This is a genomic window from Longimicrobium sp. (assembly GCF_048594345.1).
GTDB lineage: Bacteria > Gemmatimonadota > Gemmatimonadetes > Longimicrobiales > Longimicrobiaceae > Longimicrobium.
Window position 1 is genome coordinate 1 of record NZ_JBMDXM010000229.1, and the last position, 24096, is coordinate 24096.

Sequence of the window (24096 nt, forward strand, 5' to 3'; positions counted from 1 at the left end):
ACTGTCATTCTGAGGGAGGCGCCGCGCAGCGCTCTCCGTTCGCGCAGGAGCATGGCGCCGACCGAAGAATCTCCATGCTGAAACGCGCGGTTCTTTCCGTCACGACCGGGTTCCCGGGCGTTGCCCGGAAAGGGGTTCCGCGCGAGGGGAGGGAGATTCTTCGGTCGCGCCACTGGCTTCGTGGCGTTCCCGAAAGCCCGACGAGGGCGCTCCCTCAGAATGACAGGTGTTTTCCCGGATTCCGTATGATGATACCGTTTCTCACGGTGCGTTGTGCGCTTGTGAACACCAGTTGCACCTCCAGAACCGGACATCTCATACCTGATCCGCAAATACACTGCGTATTCCCCAACTGCTTCTCACGCAGAGGGAGCAGAGGAAGCAGAGGTTTCTACATGCAGTTCTCTGCTTCCTCTGCTCCCTCTGCGTGCCAATGCCTTTGCGGATTCGGTATCAGCATCAGAGGGTGTTGAGAGACCACAGTTCTTCGTACGAAGCGCACAGTCATCCTGAGGGAGCGCCACGCGGAACCTTCAGGAACACAAGAGCTTACGCGCGACCGAAGGACCTTCTCTCCGCCGCCGTGAGGCCAGATGCGGGCCATGGAGCCAGCCTTACGCTTCTGCCGGCAAGGTCCTTCGGTCGGCGCCAGGGTGTTGTGTATGAGCAGGTTGTGGAGCGGCGCCTCCCTCAGAATGACTGGCACGATTCGAGGTTTCTCACACCCCCTCAGGCTCAGCCTCAGGATGACACCGGGGTTCTGTGGGATGGGCCCGGAAAGCCAACGACAGGCCGGCGCAACCTTCCGGCCTTCTCAGCGCAGGAGCATGATGTCCCGCGCCACTTCCGTGAGATCCTCGCCGAGCTGGTGATCGCGGCCGTCCAGAGGGCGCAGCGTGGCCTGGGGCAGGGCTCGCGCGTACATCTCGGCGTGCGCAAAGGGAACGGACTCATCCTGCGTTCCGTGAACGACAAATACCGGCAGGCCGTCGGGAATCCGCTCGGCGGCGTCCGCGGGCAGCTTCACCTCGTCCCAGCGCCAGAAGTCGTGCTCGTACCAGAACGGCGCCGACAGGAGCAATACGCCGGCCAGCGAGTGCCCGATGTCCCCGTCGACGACCGCTCGAATGATGACCGACCCGCCGATCGAGTGGCCCACGAGAATGGCGCCGCTGCCCATGGCGGCCAGCTCGCCGGCGATCGCGTTTTTCCAGACTTCGTACTGCGGTTCCTCCTCGTTCGGCAGCTCCGGGTAACGTACGACGTAGTCGCCGCCCAGCCTGGCCCGCAGGCTCTCCACGAGCTTGGCGTCTGCCGCGTACGCACCACCGCCGCCGCCATGGACGAACAGCACTTGCCTGGCCATTCCTTCCGCTCCTTACGAAATCGTGGTCTGCATCGGCCCCGTCTTCAGGACGCAGGCAGATGCGGCTTATCGGCCGGGCTCCGCGGGAGGACGGCTACGATCGCGTATCGGCGTCCGCCTTCCACACGGGACTGCTTCCCACGCCGTCGCCGCGGTGACTGAGGCGGTGATAGGGAAGCGGTCCCATCACCCCTCCAGGCCCCCACCCGCGGCGGACGCGTGGAGCGCGCGGGAGAGCACCGTCCCCACCACCTCCACGTTCCCCTTCTTCCACATGGTGTGGTGCGTACCGGGAATGCGCTCCATCTGGAACGGCGCGCCCCCCGGCACGTCGTGCCAGCCCAGGCGCGGGTCGTCCGCCGCGTCGTCGCTGGCGAAGATGGTGCCGGATACCGGGAGCGGCCCGGGAACGTACTCCGCGACGCTGCGCTTGAGCAGGGTGATCCGGTTGTCCACCTGCTCCACCCGGGCCACGGTGATCGTTTCGGGAAGAAGTCCCCGCGCCTTGCATTTATCGATAAAGGCCGGCAGGTCCAGCCCGCGGGTATCCTCCCTGAGCGCGTGCAGCGTCTCGGGCGTGGCCCGCGACTCGCCGCTGTCCCGGGCCAGCACATCCAGCACGGTGAACTGCCGCTCCAGCGGAGAGTCCCGGTGCGGCAGGCGGGACGGGTGGGTGGTGTCCAGCAGCCCAACGAACTCCACCGTCCGTCCCGTGCTGATCAGCCGTTCCGCCACCGCGTGGGCAAAGACCCCGCCCGCCGACCACCCCGCCAGGCGATACGGCCCCTCCGGCTGCACCTCCGTGATCATCCGCACCAGCCGCGTCACCAGGTCGTCCAGCGAGGCGAGCTCGGCCGCGTCGTTGAGCGGTCCCGGCAGGGCGTAGATGGGGATCTCCGGGTCCAGGTGCGGGCGGAGGATCTGCCCGTAGAACACGGTCCCCACCGCGTCGTGCACCACGAACAGGGGGCGCTGGGACCCGGTTTCCCTGACCGGGATGGCGTGGTTGGTGCCGGACCACTCACCGCCCCCCTGCAGCCGCGCCGCGAGCTGGTACAGGACCGGGTGCGCGAACACCTCGTCCACCGTGGCCGCGGGGTTCAGCGCCTCGCGCACCCGGGCCACCATCCGCACGGCGAGCAGGGAGTGGCCGCCCAGCTCGAAAAAGTGGTCGCGCCGGCCCACCTGCTGCACCCCCAGCACCTCGGCCCAGATGTCGGCCAGCACCTGCTCCGGAATGTGCAGCGGCGGCTCTACGCCGTGGCGCGCATATGCCGCGCCGCCCGGCACGGGGAGCGCCCGGCGGTCCAGCTTGCCGTTGCGGGTGAGGGGAAGCGCCTCCAGCCGCACGTACGCCTCCGGAACCATGTACCCCGGCAGACGGCTGGAGAGGTACGCCTTCAGCATGTCGGCCACGGCATCGCCCACCACGTAGGCCACCAGCCGCTTCCTTCCCGGGGCGTCCTCCCGCGCCAGCACCGCCGCCTGACGCACCGCCGGGTGCTCGCGCAGCCGCGCCTCGATCTCGCCCAGCTCGATGCGGAAGCCGCGGATCTTGACCTGAAAGTCGGTGCGTCCCAGGAAATCGAGAACGCCGTCTTCCTTCCATCTCGACCGGTCGCCGGTGCGGTACAGCCGCGCGCCCGGGACGGTGGAGAACGGATCGGGGACAAAGCGCTCCGCGGTAAGCGCGGGGCGGCCCAGGTAGCCGCGCGCCACGCCCATCCCCCCGATCAGCAGCTCACCGGCCACGCCTACCGGCTGCGGCTCGCCCCGTGCGTCGCAGACGTACAGGCGCACGTTGCCCAGCGGCCGGCCGATCGGATGCCCGGACACAACGCCGTCCGCCGGCACCGCGTGCGCCGAGGCCAGGATCGTGGCCTCCGTGGGGCCGTACAGGATGTGTGTCCGCGCGGACGGGAAGGCGGCGCCCATCTCCGCCAGCAGGTCGGCGGGTACCTGGTCGCCACCCACGAAGGTGCCGCGAAGGCGGGCCAGGCGCGGCGCCCGGCGCTCCACCTGCGCGATCTCGCGCATCAGCGCGGGGACGGCGTGCAGCAGCGTGGCGTCCGTGATCTCGTCCAGGAGCGAATGCGCGTCGATCACCCGCCGGGGCGCGACCATGCGGACCTCCGCGCCGGAGACGAGCGGGAGAAGGAACTCGAAGAGGGAGATGTCGAAGGCGCTGGGCGCCAGCGCCGGCATCACGTCGCCCGGCCCCACGCCGAACGCGGCGCGGGTGACGGCCAGCAGGCTCACCAGCGAGTCGTGCCGCACCAGCACGCCCTTGGGCCTGCCCGTGGACCCGGAGGTGTAGATGACGTACGCCAGGTGCTCCGGCCGCACCCCCACCTGTGCCCGACCAGGGTCCGACGCGGGATACGCATCCCACGCCGCGGGAGCGTCCAGGTCCACGATCGGCATCCCGGCGGTGGCAAAGCGCGCGACCAGCGGCCCTCCCGTCAGAAGCGCGGCGGGCGCGCTGTCGCTCAGCGCGAAGCGCAGGCGGTCCTCCGGATTTCCCGGATCGAGCGGCACGTAGCCGCCGCCGGCCTTCATCACCGCCAGCATGGCGACCACCGTCTCCAGCCCGCGCTTGACGCACACCGCCACACGCACCTCCGGCCCCACCCCCAGCGCGCGGAGGTGGTGCGCCAGCCGGTTGGCCCGCGCGTTCAGCTCCGCGTAGGCAAGGCGCTCTCCTTCGTACGACAGCGCCACCGCGTCGGGCGTCCGCTGCACCTGGGCTTCGAACAGCTCGTGGATGCATGCTTCGGCGGGGAACGCCGCGGCGGTGGCGTTCCACTCTTCCACCACCGTGCGCCGCTCCGCCGCATCCAGCAGGTTCACCCGATCCACCGGCGTGGAGTCGTCGTCGGCCATCGCCTGCAGCACGCGGCGCAGGTAGCCCACGTGCCGCTCGACGGTGGCCCGGTCAAAGAGGGCGGTGGCGTACGCCACCACGCCGCCGATCCGCCCGCCATCTTCCCAGAGCGTCAGCGACAGGTCGAACTTTGCGCTCACGGCAGACGGCGAGCCCCCGGCGCCCGCCGGGTGCAGCGGACGGACCGCCAGCCCCGGCAGGTCCAGGCTTTCTTCCGCCGCGTTCTGCCAGGTGAACATCACCTGAAAGAGCGGGCTGTGGGCCAGGCTGCGCGTGGGATGCACGCGCTCCACCACCTGCTCGAAGGGGATGTCCTGGTTCCGCTGGGCCTCCAGCGCCAGCGATCGGACGCGGTCCAGCAGCCCGGCCGACGTGGGCGCGCCCGACAGGTCCACCCGCAGCGGCAGCGTGTTGACGAAGAAGCCGATCAGCTCCTCCACCTCCGCGCGGCCGCGGTTGGCGGTGGGGGTGCCGATCACCACGTCGTCCTGGCCCGACAGGCGGGCAAGCACGGCGGCCCATCCGGCCAGCAGCGTCATGAACAGCGTGGTGCCGTGCCGCTGCGACAGCGTCTTCAGGGCCGTCGCCAGCGCCTCGTCCAGCTCCACGTCCACTGACGCGCCGGTGAAGTCCTGCCTGGCCGGGCGCGGATGGTCCGTGGGCAGCTCCAGCAGCTCCGGCGCGCCGGCCAGCGTCCGGGTCCAGTATTCGGCCTGCGCTTCCAGGACGGGCCCTTCAACCCACCGGCGGTGCCACGCCGCGTAGTCCGCGTACTGCACCGGCAGCGGCGGCAGCGGATCGGGCTCGCCCCGGGCAAAGGCGGTGTACAGCGCGCCCAGCTCGCGGTGCAGCACGCCCAGCGACCAGCCGTCGCTGACGATGTGGTGCATCGTCACCAGCAGCACGTGGTCGTCCGCCGCCATGCGAATCAGCCGCCCGCGCACCAGCGGGCCGTGCGCCAGGTTGAACGGCGCGCTCGCCTCGTCCTGCACCAGGCGGTGCAGCTCGTCCTCCGCGTCCGGCGCGGCATGGAGATCGTGCTCCACCAGCTGGAAGCCGCTTTCCTCGACGGGGGCGATGCGCTGGACCGGCTCTTCGTCCACCGTGGGGAAGGAGGTGCGCAGCGCCTCGTGACGGGCGACGATGCGGTCCAGCGCCCGCACCAGCGCCGCGCCGTCCAGGTGGCCCCGCAGCCGCAGGCCCATGGGGATGTGGTAGGCCGCACCCACGCCCTGCATCTGCTCCAGGAACCACAGCCGCTGCTGCGCGAACGACAGGGGGAGCGGACCGGAGCGCTCCACCGGCGCGATCGCCGCCGCCTCGGCACGTGCGGCGGTCTGCAGCCCGCGCGCAAAGTCCGCCAGCACGGGCCGCTCGAACACGCCGGCGATCCCCACCTCCGCGCCCAGCGCCTGCCTTACCCGCGAGACCACGCGGACGGCGAGAAGCGAGTGCCCGCCCAACTCGAAGAAGTTGTCGTGGCGGCCCACCCGCTCCACGCCCAGCACCTCGGCCCAGATCCCGGCCACCGCCTGCTCGGTATCGCCCACGGGCACCGCGTATTCGTGGGCCGCGTAGGCATCCCCTTCCGGCGCGGGGAGCGCCTTGCGGTCGGTCTTTCCGTTGGGGGTTTGTGGATACGCCTCCATCCACACGTACGCCGCCGGCACCATGTACCCCGGCAGACGATCGGCAAGGTGCGCCTTCAGCGCGTCGACAGGGACCGGCTCGTCCGCCTGGTAGTACGCCACCAGCCGCCGGTCGCCGGGCGCGTCCTCGCGCACCAGGACGACCGGGGCGCGCACGTCCGGGTACTCCGCCAGCCGCGCCTCGATCTCGCCCAGCTCGATGCGGTAGCCACGCACCTTCACCTGGAAGTCGGTGCGGCCCAGGTACTCCAGAACGGCAGTGCGTGCGTGTGTTGGTGCGTCCACCCAGGAGGCCGCGGAATCCACCTCCGCACTCTCCCGCCAGCGGATGCGGTCCATCACCCGGTACATCCGCGCTCCCGGCGCGCCGAAGGGGCAGGGGACAAAACGCTCCGCCGTCATCGCGGGACGATTGGCGTAGCCGCGCGACAACCCGTCGCCCGCCAGGTAGAGTTCGCCGACCACACCGGCCGGCACGGGCTGCAGATGGTGATCGAGGACGTACGCCTGCGTATTCGCCACTGGCGTGCCGACCAGCACCTGGTCCGCGCCGCGCGGAACGATGTAGTACGTGGAGTACGTCGTGTCCTCCGTCGGACCGTACAGGTTGCCGACCTTCTCCACCGTATCCAGCGCGTACAGATCCTGCGCGAGCGCGTTGGGCAGCGCCTCGCCGCCCAGGTTCAGCGTCTTCACACTCGCCGGGATGCCGCCGCTACGCAGCAGTTCCTCCGCCGCGCTCGGCACCATGCTGACGTGCACGACGGGCTCGTCCAGCGTCGCCAGCTCCAGCGCGTTCTCCGCGATCACCAGCTTTCCGCCCCAAGCCAGCGTACCGAACACCTCCGCGATGGAGACGTCAAAGTTGATCGACGTGGAGAACAGCACCGACGAGCGCTCCTCGTCGGTCACGTTCTCGCGCAGCCAGTGCAGCAGGACGACGGTCGAGGAGTGGCGGATCATCACACCCTTGGGTCGGCCAGTGGACCCGGAGGTGAAGATGACGTGTGACAGGTGTTCGGGGACGACGCCGCTCTCCGGCGCATCAACCGATTCCGCCGCGATCGCGTCGCGCTCGCGATCCAGCAGCAGCACCCCGGCCGCACCTTCCGGCAGGCGATCCGCGAGGATGGAGTCGGTGATGACGAGGGTCACGCCCGCGTCCTCGAGCATGTAACCCAGCCGCTCGCGCGGGTAGGCCGGATCCAACGGGACGTACGCGCCGCCTGCTTTCAGCACGCCCAGCATCGCCGCCACCAGTTCCGGCGTGCGCGGCAGGCAGATGCCCACGCGCACTTCCGGTCCCACCCCACGGCGGCGCAGGGCGTTGGAGATCTGGTTCGCGCGCGCCTCCAGCTGCGCGTACGTCCACCGCTCGCCGCGCCAGGAGAGCGCGACGCACTCCGGCGTCCGCGCCGCCTGCGCGCGGAACAGGTCGTGGACACACGCGCCGCGCGGGTACCCGGCGTCGGTAGCGTTCCACTCCTCGACGACCCGGCGCCGCTCCGCTTCGCCGAGCAGATCCAGCCGATGGACCGGTTTTGCGTCGTCCGCCACCATCGCTTCCAGCGCGCGGCGCAGGTAGCCCGCGTACCGCTCCACCGTCGCCCGGTCGAAGAGAGCCGTGGCGTACACGACCTCGCCCGTGATCCGCCCGCCGTCGGGTGCCAGGGCAAGCGTCAGGTCGAACTGGGCCGCCTCTTCCGCCCCCCCGTCCAGACGGAGCACGTCGAGCCCCGGCAGCTCCAGCGCGCCTCCGGGCATGTCCTGCCACGCCAGCATCGCCTGGAAGATGGGCGTGTGCGCCAGGGTACGCACCGGCTGCACCCGCTCCACCACCTGCTCAAAGGGGACGTCCTGGTTCCGCTGCGCCTCCAGCGCCCGTTCGCGCACCCGGCCCAGCAGCTCCGCCACCGTGGGCGCGCCCGAGAACTCTACCCGGAGCGCCAGCGTGTTGACGAAGAACCCGATCAACCCCTCCACCTGGCCGTTGCCGCGGCCCGCCGCCGGTGTTCCCACCACCACGTCGTCCTGCCCGGAGAGCCGGCTCAGCACGGTCGCCCACGCGGCCATCACCGTTACGAACGGCGTGGTCCCGTGCCGCCGCGAGAGCGCCGCCACCCCCGCCACCAGCGCCTCGTCCAGCTCCACCCGCACCGAGGCGCCGGTGAAGTCCTGCCGCGCCGGGCGAGGGTGGTCCGCAGGCAGCTCCAGCAGCTCCGGCGCGCCGGAAAGCGTCTCGCGCCAGTACTCCGCCTGCGCCTCCAGAACGGGCCCTTCCACCCGCCGGCGCTGCCACACGGCGTAGTCGGGGTACTGCACCGGCAGCGGCGGAAGCGGATCGGGCTCGCCGCGCGTAAAGGCCGTGTACAGGGCGCTCAGCTCGCGGGTAAAGATCCCCATGCTCCACCCGTCCGAGACGATGTGGTGCATGGTGATGAGCAGCACGTGGTCGTCGCCGGCCAGCCGGATCAGCCGCCCACGCACCAGCGGGCCGCGCGCCAGGTCGAAGGGCGCCCCCGCCTCGTCGCGCATCAGGCGGCGCAGCTCATCCCCCGCGTCCGCCGCGGCGGCAAGGTCGTGCTCGGCCAGGTGGAACGGGCTTTCCTCCGCCGCGGCGATCCGCTGGACCGGGACGCCGTCCGTCTGCGGAAAGCGGGTGCGCAGCGCCTCGTGCCGCGCCACGATGCGCTCCAGCGCGCGCACCAGCGCCTCGCGGTCCAGCTCACCCCCAAGCCGCAGGTTCATGGGGAGGTGGTAGGCCGCGCTCGCGCCTTCCAGCTGGTCGATGAACCAGAGCCGCTGCTGCGCGAACGACAGCGGCAGCGGCCCGCCGCGCTGCACGGGCACGATCGCCGTCTCCGCCGCGCCCCTGGCCTTTGCCAGCCCGGCAGCGAAGTCCGCCAGCACGGGCTGCTCGAACAGGGTGCCCGGCGAGACCTCTACGCCCAGCGCCTGCCGCACCCGCGAGAGCACGCGCACCGCCAGCAGCGAGTGCCCGCCCAGGGCAAAGAAGTTGTCCCGCCGTCCCACGCGCTCGGTGCCCAGCAGCTCCGACCAGATCTCCGCCAGCGCCCGCTCCGTATCCCCCACCGGCGCTTCGTAGGTGCGCGCGGCGAACGCGTTTGCGCCGGGCGCGGGAAGCGCGCGGCGGTCCAGCTTGCCGTTGGGGGTGACCGGCAACGCGTCCAGCCGCACGAACGCCGCGGGAACCATGTACTCCGGCAGCTGCGCCGCCAGGTGTGCACGGAGCGCCTGGCTCTCCAGCGCCTCGCCCACGAAGTACGCCACCAGCCGCTTGCCGCCGGCCCCATCATCCAGCGCGAGCGCCACTCCCTCGCGCACGCCCGGGTGCGAGACCAGCCGTGCCTCGATCTCACCCAGCTCGATGCGGAACCCGCGCACCTTTACCTGAAAGTCGGTGCGGCCCAGGTACTCGAGAACAGCAGTGCGTGAGTGCGTGAGTGCGTCCGTGCGGGAGTCCGCGGGATCGGAATCCACTCCCGCACTCACGCACTCACGCACTTCCGCACTTTCCCGCCAACGCACGCGATCCATCACCCGGTACATCCGGCTTCCCGGCTCCCCGAACGGGCAGGGGGCAAAGCGCTCCGCCGTCATCGCGGGGCGGTTCGCGTAGCCGCGCGACAGGCCGTCACCCGCCAGGTAGAGTTCGCCCACCGCACCGGCCGGCACGGGCTGCAGACGGTGATCGAGGATGTACGCCCGCGTGTTGGCCACCGGCCTGCCCACCAGCACCTGGTCCGCGCCACGCGGCACCAGCTGGTACGTGGAGTAGGTGGTGTCTTCCGTCGGCCCGTACAGGTTGCCGACCTTGTCCACCGTACCCAGCGCGTACAGCCCCTGCGCCAGCGCGCTCGGCAGCGCCTCGCCGCCCAGGTTCAGCGTTTTTACGCTCGCCGGGATGCCCCCGCTGCGCAGCAGCTCCGCCGCCGCGCTGGGCACCATGCTGGCGTAGACCACCTCTTCGCCGAGCGTCGCCAGCTCCAGCGCGTTCTCGGCGATCACTACTTTTCCGCCCCAGGCCAGCGTGCCGAACACCTCGGCGATACTGACGTCGAAGTTGATGGAGGTGGAGAAGAGCACCGACGAGCGCTCCTCGTCCGTCACGTTCTCCCGCAGCCAGTGCAGCAGGACGACGGTGGAGGAATGGCGGATCATCACCCCCTTGGGCCGGCCGGTGGATCCAGAGGTGAAGATGACGTGCGACAGGTTCTCGGGCAGCACGCCGCTCTCGGGCGCAACGGCGGATTCAGCCAGGATCGCGTCGCGCTCGCGGTCCAGCAGCAGCACCCCGGCCTCGCTCTCCGGGAGACGGTCCGCCAGGCTCGACTCGGTGATGACCAGGGTAACGCCCGCGTCCTCGAGCATGTAGCCCAGCCGCTCTTGCGGGTACGCCGGGTCGAGGGGGACGTATGCGCCGCCCGCACCCAGCACGCCCAGCATCGAGGCCACCAGCTCCGGCGTGCGCGGCAGGCAGATACCCACCCGCACCTCCGGCCCCACGCGTCGGCGGCGCAGCGCGTTGGAGATCTGGTTCGCCCACACCTCCAGCTCCGCGTAGGTCAGCCGCTCGCCCTGCCAGGAGAGCGCCACGGCCTCCGGCGTCCGCGCCGCCTGCGCGCGGAACATCTGGTGGACGCACGCGCCGGCGGGGTACCCGGCATCCGTGTCGTTCCACGCCTCCAGCACCGTGCGCCGCTCGGCCACGGAAAGCAGCCGCAGCCGGTCCACCGGCGCTGCGTCGTCGTCGGCCATCGCCCGCAGCGCCCGGCGCAGGTAGCCCACGTGCCGCTCGACGGTCGCCCGGTCAAAGAGCGCGGTGGCGTACTCCATCTCCCCCGTGATCCGCCCGCCATCCTCCCAGAGCGCCAGCGACAGGTCGAACTTTGCGCTCGCCTGCGAGCCCGCCGGGTCCAGAGGGCTGACCGCGAGCTCCGGCAGCTCCAGCCTTCCGCCCGGCGCGTTCTGCCACGCGAACGTCACCTGAAAGAGCGGGCTGTGCATCAGGGTGCGCGTGGGATGCACGCGCTCAACCACCTGCTCGAAGGGGATGTCCTGGTTACGCTGGGCCTCCAGCGCGAGTGCCCTGACCCGGCCCAGCAGCCCGGCCACCGTGGGCGCGCCGGAGAGGTTCACGCGCAGCGCCAGGGTGTTGACGAAGAAGCCGATCAGATCCTCGATCTCGCTTCGCCCACGGTTGGCGCTCGGCGTGCCGATCACCAGGTCGTACTGGCCCGACAGCAGGGCAAGCACGGCGGCCCAGCCGGCCAGCAGCGTCATGAACAGCGTGGTGCCGTGCCGCTGCGACAGCGTCCGGAGCGCGGCGGTCAGCGCCTCGTCCAGCTCCACCTTTACCGACGCGCCGGCAAAGTCCTGCTTTGCCGGGCGCACGCGGTCGGTGGGCAGCTCCAGCAGCTCGGGTGCGCCGGCCAGCGTCCAGGTCCAGTATTCGGCCTGCGCTTCCAGGACCGGTCCATCGACCCAGCGGCGGTGCCACGCGGCGTAATCGGCGTACTGCACCGGCAGCGGCGGGAGCGGATCGGCCTGATCGCGCGCGAACGCGGCGTACAGCGCGCCCAGCTCGCGGTGCAGCACGCCCATCGACCAGCCGTCGCTGACGATGTGGTGCATGGTCAGCAGCAGCACGTGGTCGTCCGCCGCCATCCGCACCAGCCGCCCGCGGAACAACGGCCCCTGCGCCAGGTCGAACGGCGCGCTCGTCTCCCGAGAAACGATGCGGCGCAGCTCGTTCTCCGCGTCCGCCATGTCGCGCAGGTCGTGCTCCACCAGACGGAGGCCGCTCTCCTCGACGGGAAGGATGCGCTGGACCGGCTCGCCATCCACCGCGGGAAAGGTCGTGCGCAGCGCCTCGTGGCGGGCGACGATGCGGTCCAGCGCCCGCACCAGCGCGTCGTGGTTCAGCTTGCCGCGCAGGCGCAGGCGCATGGGGATGTGGTACGCCGCGCCCGTGCCGCCCAGCTGCTCCAGGAACCACAGCCGCTGCTGCGCGAACGAAAGCGCGAGCGGGCCGGAGCGCTCCACCGGCGCGATCGCCGTCATTTCGGCACGCGCGGCCGTCTCCAGCCCGCGCGCGAAGTCGGCCAGCACCGGCCGCTCAAACAGGTCGCGCGACGAGGCCTCGACCCCCAGCGCCTGCCGCACGCGTGCCAGCACGCGCGCGACGACGAGCGAGTGTCCACCCAGCTCGAAAAGGTTGTCGCCGCGGCCCACCCGCCGGATGTCGAGCACCTCGGCCCAGATCGCGGCCACCACCTGCTCGGTTTCACCCACCGGAGCTTCGTACTCACGGTCGCCCGCCGGGGCGGGGAGCACCTTGCGGTCCACCTTTCCGTTGGGCGTCAGCGGCAGCGCATTCAGCGGGACGAACGCGGACGGAACCATGTACTCCGGCAGGCTTCGCCGCAGATCGTTGCGCAGCGCCTCCGTGTCGGCGTTACCCACGAGGTACGCCACCAGCCGCCGGTCGCCCGTCCCGTGCTCGCGCGCGACCACGGCGCAGTCCGTGACCCCGTGCGCCTGGCGCAGCGCGGCCTCGATCTCGCCCAGCTCGATGCGAAAGCCGCGCACCTTGACCTGCTCGTCCAGCCGGCCCAGGTACTCAAGAACAGCCGTGCGTGCGTGCGTGAGTGCGTCCGTGCGGGAGTCCGCGAGCGTCAGATCCACTCCCGCACTACGCACGTCCGCGCTTTCTACCCACCGCACCTCGTCGCCCGAGCGGTACAGCCGCGCGCCCGGGGTAGACGAGAACGGATCGGGGACAAAGCGCTCCGCCGTCAGTCCAGGGCGGTTCAGGTATCCGCGCGCCACCTGTGCCCCGCCGATGCACAGTTCGCCGGGCACGCCGACCGGCAGCGGCCGCAGCCCCGCGTCCAGCACGTAGACGCGCGTGTTCTGGATCGGTCCGCCGATGGACGGCGCCCGCGCGCCCTCCGCCTCCACCACACCCGACGTGGCGACGACCGTGCACTCCGTGGGTCCGTAGTTGTTGCTCAGCGCGAACGGCATCCCCACGCGGGGGCGTGCCCGCAGCCGGTCGCCGCCCGTCAGCATCCACCGCAGCGCCGCGTCCGCCGGCCACTCCAGCGCCAGCAGGGGCTCCGCGACGGGGGTGGGGATGAAGGAGACGGTGATCGCGTGCTGCACCAGCCAGTCCCGCAGCGCCGGCGGATCGGCGCGCACCTCCTCGGGGACCACGTGCACGGAGGCGCCGCAGGTGAGGTACGGCCACACCTCCCACACCGCCGCGTCGAAACCCGGGCTGGCCACCTGCGTCCCGCGGTCCGCCGCCGTCACGCCAAAGGCGCGCACGTGCCAGGCGCACAGGGCGCCCAGCGACGCGTGCTCCACCGCCACGCCCTTGGGTGTCCCCGTGCTCCCGGAGGTATAGACCACGTACGCCGCGTTGCGCGCCGTAGCGCGGCCCGGCAGGTCGTCCGCGCGCTCCGCCGCCCAGGCATTGTCGTCCCGGTCCACCCGCACCACGTGCACGCCGTCCTGCTCCACCGGCGCGGCGCCCCGTCCGTCCGTCAGCAGCACCGCCGCGCCGGAATCGCGCAGCATCAGCTCCAGCCGCGCGGGGGGATAGGCGGGATCCATGGCCACGTACGCCCCGCCGGCCTTGAGGGTCGCCAGGGTGCAGACCATCAGCTCCGGCCCGCGCTCCAGGCACACCCCCACGCGCGTCTCCGGGCCCACGCCCAGACGCACCAGGTGGCGCGCCAGGCGGTTGGCCCGCGCGTTCAGCTCGGCGTAGGTGAGGGTGACGGTCCCGCCCGTGGCCGCGACCGCATCCGGCGTACGCGCCGCCTGCTCCTGGAACAGCTCGTGGATGCAGCGATCCGCGGGATACTCGGCCTCCGTATGGTTCCACGCCTCCAGCGCCGCCAGCTGCTCGCGCTGCCATGAGGCGTTGGCGGCGTACTGCATCGGCGGCTCGGAGAGCGGCGACTCATGCCCCTCACGGTAGATGCCTCCCGTGCAGGGGATGGCTTTCTGTCCTTCGATCATGGGCGTCGACATCCGGCGGGGGAACAATGAGTCGGTAACGTGACAGCGAGGATGCTCCATGCGGATGGATGGAGCCGAGAGGGACTCTCGTCGCGACGGGTCGTCGGGCCGCTGAATCCTTCGCGCTCCCCGGAAAGGGAGGGACGGGTTGGACGCGACCGCATGGAAGACCAGTACGCGCCATCGTGCGCGCGGCGCTTAACGCAGGCGCTGTGGAGACAAGGCGTTACGGCTCCGCGACCCGCACGGAATCTACCCTGTTACGCCATCTTCGTGAATACGTTCGTCCGCGCCGCCAACGTTTGCATCGTGTGCTTGAGCGCGTGACAGGATGCAGCACGCGGCGCACGGAGAACCATGCTCCTTGTGGCGCGTGGATACCGTCTCCGGGATCGGCGAGAAACAGGAACCGGAGCCACACGCGCGCGTATCCTCCACGCGCCTGTGGCTCCGTCGGTTTCAGCCGGGAGATCGTGCCCCTGGTGCCCAGCGCCGTCCGGAAAGGGGCGCTTTTGGGGTGCGTTACAACCTCCCCAGGCTAGTGGCGCACCCGCGAGGTGTCAAGTGGGATCCGGCCCCCGGGCCAGAGAACGATTGCGCGCGCGGGGAGCCTTCATCCTGCTCCGGCACGGCTCGCCGCAGTGAACGCATGGGCCGTGGCGTGGCCGGAATCGTAAGGTTCTCGTATCTTCTCCCCTGACGGTTCTCGACGGCCGTACCCGCCCGGACCGGCGAAGCGCATCCGGCGCGGCGTCCCCCGCGTGGTCCGGGACGCACAAGGCACGACCCCAGACGGTGAACTCGCACGTGACGAACACCTCCCCTTCCGCGCCGCCCGTGAAAGGCGCCCCGCTCTGGATTCCCACCCCCCGGGGGCCCGCGCCGGGCCCTGCGGAGATCGGCGGCAAGGCGTACCACCTGGCCCGGCTGGCGCGGATGGGGCTGGCCGTCCCGCGCTTCTTCGTGCTGCGGGCCGATGCGCTCGCGCGTCTGCTGGGCGGCGGCGCGCTTCCGGAGACGGAGGAGGAAGCCGAGCGGGCGCGGGAGCGGGCCGAGCGCGCGCCGCTCCCGGACGAGCTGCGCGAAGCGCTTCGCGAGGCGCTGCGGCTGGTGGGGCACGGGCCGCTGGCGGTGCGCTCTTCGGCCGTGGGCGAGGACGGCGCGCGCAGCTCGTTCGCGGGACAGTTCGAGACGGTGCTGGGTGTTCTGCCGGATGAGGACGAGGTCTGGCGCGCCGTGCGCCGGGTGTGGGCCTCCGCGTTCCACCCGCGGGTGATGGCGTACCGCCGGGAGCGCGGCGAGGGCGCCGGGGCCATGGCCGTGGTGGTGCAGCACCTGGTGCAGCCCGTGGCTGCGGGGGTCGCGTTCTCGGTGGATCCCGTCTCCGGCGACGGCGCTACGGCGGTGGTCAGCGCCGTCTACGGGCTGGGCGAGGGGCTGGTGAGCGGGATGCTGGACGCGGACACCTACCACGTGCGCACCGCCGCGGACGGCGGGGCCACGGTGGAGGCGAAGGTGGCGCACAAGCCCCGCGCGCTGCGCTTTGACGCGGCCGCCGGCGAGGTCCGCGCCGAGGACGTCGCCCCCGCGCTGCGGGACGAGCCGGCGCTCACGGAGGCCGAGGCGCGGGCCGTCGCGATGCGGGTCCGCACGCTGGCGGCCTCGTTTGGCGCCGAGCAGGACGTGGAGTGGGCGCTGGGGCCCGGCCCCGAAGGCCCGCGTCAGCTCTTTCTTCTGCAGACGCGGCCGATCACCACTCTGGGGGATGCGCGCCCGGGCGCGCTGCGGGTGTGGGACAACGAGAGCGTGGTGGAGAGCCTTCCGGGGGTGACGCTCCCCCTTACCTACAGCGTGGCGCGGCGGGCGTTCGGGAATCTGTACGCCGGCCACTGCCTGGCGATGGGCGCCTCTGAGCGTGCCGTCGCCGATCACCAAGCCGTCTTTCACGACATTGTGGGGCTGGTGCGCGGCCGCGTCTACGTCGACACCGCCACGCTCAACCGCGTCTACCTTCTCATCCCGGGGATGGAGCTGCGCGACCGCAACGCGGTGCCCAGGCCCGGGTCGTCCGCCGCCCCCGACGAGCCGCGGGACGGACCGCTCCCGCCCGACCTTCTGCTGGCCGCGCGCGAACTCAACGTTCCGGGACACGTGCTGCGGTCCACCGCGCGGCTGGCGGAGGAACTGGAGGCGTTTCGCGCGCGGGTGCGCGAGGTGCTGAACCCGCTCGCGGCGGCCGACTTTCGCGCCGCCACGCCGGACGAGCTGCGCGGGCACTACGAGAGTCTGGACCGCGGGCTTCTGTCGCACTGGCGGGGCCCCATGCTCAACGACAGCCTGGTGCCGTTCTGGACGGAGCTGCTGCGGCACATGGTAGGGAGCTGGCTTCCCGGAACGCCCCCCGGCCCGCTGGCCAACCAGCTCGTCGCCGGCGGGTCCGACCTCGTCTCCGCCCAGCCCGTCCGCCTGCTGGCCGCGCTGGCCGAACGGGTCCGGGGCGACGCGCCGCTGCAGGCGCTGCTGGCCGGCGACGCCACGGGCGCGGAGGTGTGGGAGGCGCTGCACGCCGACCCGGCCTTCGCGGAGGTGGCCGGTGGACTGGGCGAGTTCCTGGAGCGCTTTGGCGACCGCTGCCCCGACGAGCTGAAGCTGGAGGCGGCCAGCTACGCGGACTCGCCCGAGGCGCTGGTGCAGGCCCTGCGCGCCTGCGCGGCCGGCGGCCAGGCGCCGGCCGGGAGCGGCGAGGTACTGCGCGCCCAGGCCGAGGCGCTGGTGCGCGAGCGGCTTCCGGCCGAACGGAGCGCGCCCTTCTTCGCGGTGGTGGAGCAGGCGCGGCTCGTGGTGCGCGAGCGCGAGAACCACCGCTTCGAGCGCACGCGCGCCTTTGGGGTGATGCGCCGTCTCTTCGCGGCCATGGGGGCGCGCCTTGCCGGCGCCGGCGCGCTGGCGGATCCGCAGGACGTCTTTTATCTCACCACCGACGAGCTTTTCGGCTGGCTGGACGGGCACGCGGCAAGCGGCGACCTGCGCGCGCTGGTGGCCGCGCGGCGGGCGGAGTTCGATGCGTACCGCCTTCTCCCTGAGCCGCCGCACCGCTTTGCCACGCGCGGGCCGCCCGCGCTCTCGGCGCTGGAGCCGTTCGCGCGGTCCGGGCCGCCCGCGGGCGGGGCGGACGGAGTGCTGCGCGGCATGGGGTGCTGCCCCGGCGTGGTGCGCGCGGCGGTCCGGGTGGTCCGCGACCCGCGCCAGCCGGGAGAGCTGGCTGGCCGCATCCTGGTCGCCGAGCAGACGGACCCCGGCTGGACGCTCCTCTTTCCGGCCGCCGCGGGGGTGCTGGTGGAGCGGGGAAACATCCTGAGCCACGCCGCCCTGGTCGCCCGCGAGCTGGGGGTTCCCTGCGTGGTGGGGATCCCGGGGCTGCTCGACACGCTGCGCGACGGCGAGCAGGTGGAGATGGACGGCGCCACGGGAATGGTGCGGCGGGTAAAGGAGGCGGATTCCGCCTAAGCCCTAAGTCCTGATAGGCCCGGCTGCACGGCGAACTGACGTGTGGTCGTTAGCTGACTAGAAATCAAGTAGCTGATAAGGATTGTCCAGTCGCCATTGGGCAGATTCGACCACGTCGCGACGAAACAACTCCGGATGGCGAACGACCACCGCTTCGAACGTCTGATCAAGTTGATTGTGATCTCGTAGAGCTTTGAAGCCTTGCTGCAAATCTGCGGTGACTACAAGGTGTGAAAGCGCCTCGACTTCACCATGCCTCTCAATCATATCTCGAGTGCGGCTAGCTGCGCGGCGGATTACTTGCTCATACAGCTTGATAGCTTGGGCCACCTCTTCTCGAAGTTCGCTGTAACTCATTGAGTTTTCTCCAGATGTTAGCGCTCTAAGATTCCGAGGAGTTGGCGGACGCACAAAGGGCGCGGGGGATGGTCTCCCCTGCGCCCTGTCAGCTTTCCGTCGGCGCGAAAAGGAGTCTCTCCCTCCTCGCCGTGATCAAAGTATAACATACCCCCGGGCTTGCCGGAAGGCGGGGGAGGGGTGGCAGAGTTGTCGGCCGAAAAAATCCTCGGCGTGGGCTCCATCTGCGGATACGGAAGGTACGAAATGGGCAGCTACGTGCTGGATTTGCGGCAGATCGACCAGACGCAGGTCGCCGTCGTGGGCGGCAAGGGCGAGAACCTGGGGGAGCTTTCGCGCATTGAGGGCGTCCGCGTGCCGGCCGGCTTCTGCGTGACGACGGACGCCTTTCAGCGGATCGTGGCGGATGCGCCGTCGATGGATGATCTGCTCGACGGGCTGTCGCGCCTGGAACTGGATGACCGGGAGGCCATCCGCACCCTCAGTGGGGAAATCCGCGAGACGATCGAGTCGATCGCCATCCCCGGCGACCTGGCGGCGGAGATCACCCGCGCGCTCGCCCGGGTCGGCGAGCAGGCTGCCTGCGCCGTCCGGTCCAGCGCCACGGCGGAGGACCTGCCGGCGGCCTCCTTCGCGGGGCAGCAGGACACCTACCTGAACGTCACGGGCCCGGACGCGGTCCTCGAGCACATCCGCCGATGCTGGGCCTCGCTCTTCACCGCGCGGGCCGTGACCTACCGCCTGCGCAACGGCATCGATCACCGGAAGGTCCACATGGCCGTGGTGGTGCAGCGGATGGTCTTTCCGGAGACGTCCGGCATCCTGTTCACCGCCGACCCCGTCACTGGCCACCGCAAGGTCGCCTCCGTAGAGGCCAGCTACGGCCTGGGCGAGGCGCTGGTTTCCGGCCTGGTGAACGCGGACGTCTACAAAGTGCGAGACGGCGAGATCGTCGAGCGGACGATCGGCACCAAGCGGCTCGCCATCCTCCCCTCGCCGACGGGCGGGACGGAGGAGCGGGCGATCGAGCCGGCGCGGCGCGACGAGCCCGCGCTGACGGATGCGCAGGCCGTGCGGCTGGTGGAGTTGGGCCGGCGCATCGAAGTGCACTTCGGCCGGCCGCAGGACATCGAATGGTGCTTGGCGGATGACGAGTTCCACATCGTCCAGAGCCGCCCGATCACCACGCTGTTCCCTATCCCCGAGCGGGACGACACGGAGAACCACGTCTACCTTTCCGTCGGCCATCAGCAGATGATGACCGATCCCATGAAGCCGCTGGGCCTCTCCGTGTGGCTGCTGACGGCCATGACGCCGATGTACGAAGCTGGCGGCAGGCTGTTCGTCGACATCACGCGGCACCTGGGGACGCAGGCAGGGCGCGCGGGACTCATGGGGATGGCGGGGAAGTCCGACCCACTCACCGGCGACGCGCTGCGGACGGTCATCGACCGCGACTTGATCCCGTTGCTCGCGGACGCCCCCCCCGGCGGACCGCCCGCGGCCGGCGCACCCGCCCCGCTCGAAACCGATCCGGCCATCGTCACCGAGTTGATCGAGCGCAACCGGGATTCCCTCGCCGCGTTGCAGCGCGACATCGCGGACAAATCCGGGCCGGCGCTGTTCGAGTTCCTCACCGAGGCGATCCAGGAGCACAAGCGGTTCCTGAGCGATCCGCGCAGCACGCAGGTGATCATGGCGATGGCGGAGGCCACGTGGTGGCTCAACGAGCGGCTGGAGGCGTGGCTGGGCGACAAGAACGCCGTCGGCACGCTCACGCAGTCCGTCCCCCACAACGTCACGTCCGAGATGGGGCTCGCGCTCCTGGACGTCGCCGACGTGATCCGCCCGCATCCGGAAGTCGTGGCGTTTCTGCGGCAGGTTCAGGACGACGACTTTCTGGATGAGCTGCCCCGGCTCGCGGGCGGGCGGGAAGCCCGCGACGCCATCCAGGCCTGGCTGGACCTGTACGGGATGCGCTGCGCCGGCGAGATCGACATCACGCGCCCGCGCTGGGTGGAGCGCCCCACCACGCTGGTGCCCCTGATCCTGGGCAACGTCAGGAACTTTCCACCGGGCGAAGGCGCGCGGCGCTTTGAGCAGGGGCGGCGGGAGGCGGAGGCGAAGAAGCGGGAGGTGCTGGAGCGCCTGCGGGCCCTGCCGGACGGGGAAGGGAAGGCTGCAGAGACAAAGCGGATGATCGACCGGCTGCGGACGTTCGCCGGGTACCGGGAATATCCCAAGTACGGCATCGTCAGCCGCTACTTCGTCTACAAGCAGGCCTTGATGGACGAAGCGGGGCGCCTGGTGCAGGCCGGCGTGCTGCGCGCGAAGGAAGACATCTTCTGGCTCACGGTCCCGGAACTCCAGAACGTCGTGCGCACGCGGCAGGTGGATTACGCGCTCATCCGCCGGCGCGAGGATGCGTTCCGGTCCTATCACGCGCTCACGCCGCCCCGGGTGCTTACGTCGGACGGCGAGATGATCAACGGTGCGTACCGGCGCGCCGACCTTACGGACGGCGCCCTGGTGGGCCTGGCGGTGTCCGCCGGCACCGTCGAGGGGCGGGCACGTGTGATCCTGGACATGGCGCAGGCGGACTTGGAGCCAGGCGACATCCTGGTCACTGCCTTTACCGACCCCAGCTGGACACCCCTGTTCGTCTCGATCGCGGGCCTGGTGACGGAGGTGGGCGGCCTGATGACCCACGGCGCCGTGATCGCGCGCGAGTACGGCCTCCCCGCCGTAGTCGGCGTGCAGCACGCCACCCGGCGGATCCGCGACGGGCAACGGATCCGCGTGCACGGCACGGACGGGTACGTCGAGATCCTGGGCTAGAGGGCCATGCGTATCGCTGTTTCGGGGACCCACGGGGCCGGCAAGTCGACGCTCGTCCAGGAACTCGGCAAGGTGCTGCCCGACTACGACGTCGTCGAGGAACCCTACTACGCGCTGCTCGACGAAGGCTACGCGTTCGCTGCGGAGCCGACGGTGGAGGATTTCGAGACCCTGCTTCAGCGTTCGATCACGTCGCTTGCCGAGGTGCAGGGCGAGCGAGTCCTGTTCGATCGCTGTCCCGCGGACTACCTGGCGTACTTGGCGGCGCTACCCGGCGCGGATTCGGGTGCGCTCGCAACGTGGGTGTCGTCGGCACAGGACGTCTTCGGCGTCCTCGACCTCATCGTCTACGTTCCCGTCGAGCGGCCGGACCGCATCCACATCCCGGAGATCGAGGGGACGCGTCTGCGGAAGCGTGTGGACGCGATGCTACGGGAGATGCTTGTCGAGGACGCTTGGGGGTTCGGGGTTCCCGTACTGGAAGTGTGCGGTACGCCGGGGGAGCGCATGCGGTCGGTTCTTTGGCATTTGCGTTCCGTCGAGTAGCCACAGACGGCGCTAACGGCGGACGGCGAGATGATCAACGGCGCGTACCGGCGCGCCGACCTGCCGGCCGGCGCGCTGATGGGCCTGGCCGCTTCCGCCGGCACCGTCGAGGGGCGGGCCCGCGTGATCCTGGACATGGCGGAGACCGATCTCCAACCGGGCGACATCACGGCCACCGCCTCACCGGCCCCAGTTGCAAGGCCCCTGTTCGTCGCGAGCATAGGCCTGGTGACGGAGGTTGGGCGGCCTGATGGCCCACGGCGCGGTGATCGCGCGGGAGTACGGCCTCCCCGCCGTCGTGGGCGTGGAGCACGCCACCCAGCGGATCCGCGACGGGCAGCGGGTCCGCGTGCATGGCACGGATGGGTACGTGGAGATCCTGGGCTAGCGGCTGGTTCGAAAGACAACAAAACGAGAAGGGGCAAGTCCGATTTCCGGAACTTGCCCCTTCTCGCTCACCGAACGACTCGCCTCAGACCCGTGGACCTTTCACCTGGCCCGGGCGACCCGAGATCACCTAACCGACAAAGACAACGCCGTCAGACCAGAAGTTGCCGTTGCGGCGCACTTCGACGTTGTAGCCCCTCGAGTCGCGGGGCAGCTGGTGGCAGTGTCTCATGCCGTACCCCTCGGTACCCACGGTGGCTTGGCCGAGAGTGACATAGTTCGAAATGAAGATTCTCGCGGACCCGCCCTCGAGCACGTCGACGACGGCCGCCTTGTTGTTGTATTCATCGAACAACCACGTGTGCCGGAACTTGCCGCCGGCGAACGTCGCGGTGTAGCCGCGCTGGTACAACACGCCCCCACACCAGGCCGTACCGCCAGTGGCAGTGTACTTCGCAGCTTCGGATGGGGGCGCCAGCGGCTCGACGGGTGACTGGTCGGAGCAGGCGGCAAGGGACAGGACAGCAGCCAGCAGTGGGACGCACTTTCTCATGAGCTTCGCAAGTAGGGGGAACCGAACCCAACGCGTTTCGGGCTCCGGCGGCGAGAAATGTGCCAACGCGTGCAGATTCGTCTTTGGGGATAAATCTGCTACAAAGACCACCGACAGTTTCCTTGCCAGCGGCGAATGACGCACGGCGCCGTGATCGCGCGGGAGTTACGGATCCGCGTGCATGGATCAGAAAGGTACGTGAGATTCTGCCGTAGCGGCCCCGTATCCGGGAGACGAGCAGCAGCCGTGGCCACCTCCGCCCCGGCTGCTGTGTTCGCGGCGTTCAACCGCGCCAACCGCTCGGTGGTTCTGGCCTGCCGCGTGCGTTTCGCTGGTCCCTGACATACCGACCAGGGGATCTCCGGCGGGCGCAGCGTCATTCGCACGTTGCACACGGATCAACGCCCGCCGGTGGATCGGCGGCGTCAGGAAAACGTGGATTTAACGACGGCTCCATGGGCAGACGCATTCTCCTTACGGGCGCGAGCATCGCCGGCAACGCGCTGGCGTGGTGGCTTCTTCGCGAGGGCAACCACGTCGTTGTGGTGGAGCGCGCGCCGGCGTTCCGCGACGGCGGGCAGAACGTGGACGTACGGGGCGCCGCGAGAACCGTGTTGAAGCGCATGGGCCTGGAACAGGCCGTCGATGCGCTCGGGACGGGGGAAAAGGGAGTCGCCTTTGTCGATGAAGCGGGGGAGGTGTTCGCGGAGTTCGACCTGGAAAGCCTGGGGGATGATGGCCCCACCGCCGAGCTGGAGATCCTGCGCGGCGACCTCGCGCGGCTGTTCTACGACGCGTGCCGCGGCCGGGCGGAGTACCGCTTCGGCGATTCCATCGCCGCGGTGGAAAGCGCCGGCGACGCGGCCCACGTCACCTTCCGGAGCGGCAGGGAGGAAGCGTTCGATCTGGTCGTCGTCGCCGAGGGCGTGGGATCGGACACCCGCGACCTGGTGTTTCCCGGAGAGAACGATCCTCGCTGGCTTGACGTGCTCATGGGCTACTTTACCATCCCCAAAGGCGCGGGCGATGGTGACGTGGCCCGCTGGTACAACGCGCCCGGCGGACGGAGCGTTTTTCTGCGCCCCGACCAGAAGGGCACCACCCGCGCCGTGCTCACGCGGCAGGGGCCCACGGACGGCGAGCAGGACCTTGAGCCGGACGAGCAGAAGCGGTTCCTGATGGAGGAGTTCGCCGGTGCCGGGTGGGAAACCGATCGCGTGCTCGCCGGCCTGGAGGCCTCGGACGACTTCTACTTCGACGTGCTGCGCCAGGTACGGATGCCCCGCTGGTCCCGGGAGCGCGTGGTGCTGCTGGGCGACGCGGCCTGGTGCGTCACGCCGCTGGGAGGCGCGGGCGCAACCCTCGCCATCGTGGGTGCTTACGTGCTCGCGGGTGAGCTGTCCCGCAACGGCGACCACGCGGCGGCGTTCGCCACGTACGAAGCCGTCCTGCGCCCCTTTGTCGACAGGGTGCAGGACGTCCCCAAATTCGGACCGCGAATGGCGCAACCGCACAGCCGCTGGGGCGTCGCGTTCCAGCGGACGGTGCTGGGCATCGTCGCCAGGCCGGGCATCCGCCAGGTCGTCAAGCCGCTCTTCTCATCGTCCGCGGACGAGTTCGAGCTGCCGGAGTACGCGGTGACGCCCGGCGCATAACGGTGCGTCGTAAGGCCACTTGCGCATCGTGCTCCACGACGACCTCGCGGAGGCGCGGCGGACAGACGACAGCCGCGGAGGATGGCGACCCGCGCGTGCCATAGGCCTATTCCAAATCCGGAAAAACGCCTCACCTCAAGTCGACTAAGGGAAACAAAGGCCAGGGTACAGAGACATCTGAGGTGGTCCGTCAACGGTTTCGTATGTGGCGGACCCCCTTCGTTCAGGCCGGTGCCGGGACGCCGAGCCGCTTCACCAGGGGTGAGCGGCGTGCCCAGAGCGATTGGATGTAGCGCGCCTCG

8 protein-coding genes and 1 pseudogene are annotated in these 24096 nt (G+C 70.4%); 5 read left to right on the forward strand and 4 right to left on the reverse strand.

The window, feature by feature from the left end:
- Positions 1 to 814: 814 nt before the first annotated feature.
- Both ACOJUJ_RS24095 and ACOJUJ_RS24100 read right to left on the reverse strand, forming a co-directional pair.
- A complete protein-coding gene (locus ACOJUJ_RS24095; protein ID WP_420129474.1) occupies positions 815 to 1366 on the reverse strand; it encodes an alpha/beta hydrolase in 552 nt (183 codons plus the stop codon).
- 186 nt (positions 1367 to 1552) lie between these two features.
- Entirely contained in the window at positions 1553 to 13951 is a 12399-nt protein-coding gene (locus ACOJUJ_RS24100; protein WP_420129475.1) for an amino acid adenylation domain-containing protein, read from the reverse strand.
- Between the two features lie 807 nt (positions 13952 to 14758).
- On the opposite strand from ACOJUJ_RS24100, the gene ACOJUJ_RS24105 reads away from it, so the two are divergent.
- Positions 14759 to 17458, forward strand: coding sequence for a PEP/pyruvate-binding domain-containing protein (locus ACOJUJ_RS24105; protein WP_420129476.1), 2700 nt, complete (start codon positions 14759 to 14761; stop codon positions 17456 to 17458).
- A 57-nt stretch (positions 17459 to 17515) separates the two neighbouring features.
- Here the strand turns inward: ACOJUJ_RS24105 and ACOJUJ_RS24110 are convergent, their stop codons facing one another.
- Positions 17516 to 17815: a hypothetical protein gene (locus tag ACOJUJ_RS24110; protein ID WP_420129477.1), complete on the reverse strand. Its 300-nt coding sequence runs from the start codon at positions 17813 to 17815 to the stop codon at positions 17516 to 17518.
- 246 nt (positions 17816 to 18061) lie between these two features.
- Here ACOJUJ_RS24110 and rph point away from each other — a divergent pair, with 246 nt between their 5' ends.
- The 3 genes and pseudogenes from rph to ACOJUJ_RS24125 all read left to right on the forward strand — a co-directional run.
- Positions 18062 to 20653: a rifamycin-inactivating phosphotransferase gene (rph, locus tag ACOJUJ_RS24115; RefSeq protein WP_420129478.1), complete on the forward strand. Its 2592-nt coding sequence runs from the start codon at positions 18062 to 18064 to the stop codon at positions 20651 to 20653.
- Positions 20654 to 20659: 6 nt separating this feature from the next.
- On the forward strand, positions 20660 to 21199 hold the full coding sequence (locus ACOJUJ_RS24120) for an AAA family ATPase (protein ID WP_420129479.1): 540 nt from the start codon (positions 20660 to 20662) through the stop codon (positions 21197 to 21199).
- Positions 21200 to 21587 (forward strand): annotated as a pseudogene (locus tag ACOJUJ_RS24125) (PEP-utilizing enzyme); the annotation flags it as partial.
- A 129-nt stretch (positions 21588 to 21716) separates the two neighbouring features.
- Here ACOJUJ_RS24125 and ACOJUJ_RS24130 read toward each other — a convergent pair.
- Positions 21717 to 22139: a hypothetical protein gene (locus tag ACOJUJ_RS24130; RefSeq protein ID WP_420129480.1), complete on the reverse strand. Its 423-nt coding sequence runs from the start codon at positions 22137 to 22139 to the stop codon at positions 21717 to 21719.
- A 455-nt stretch (positions 22140 to 22594) separates the two neighbouring features.
- Here ACOJUJ_RS24130 and ACOJUJ_RS24135 point away from each other — a divergent pair, with 455 nt between their 5' ends.
- Positions 22595 to 23794 (forward strand): FAD-dependent monooxygenase, encoded by a 1200-nt coding sequence (locus ACOJUJ_RS24135; RefSeq protein ID WP_420129481.1) that lies wholly within the window; start codon positions 22595 to 22597, stop codon positions 23792 to 23794.
- The last annotated feature ends 302 nt before the right edge of the window (positions 23795 to 24096 follow it).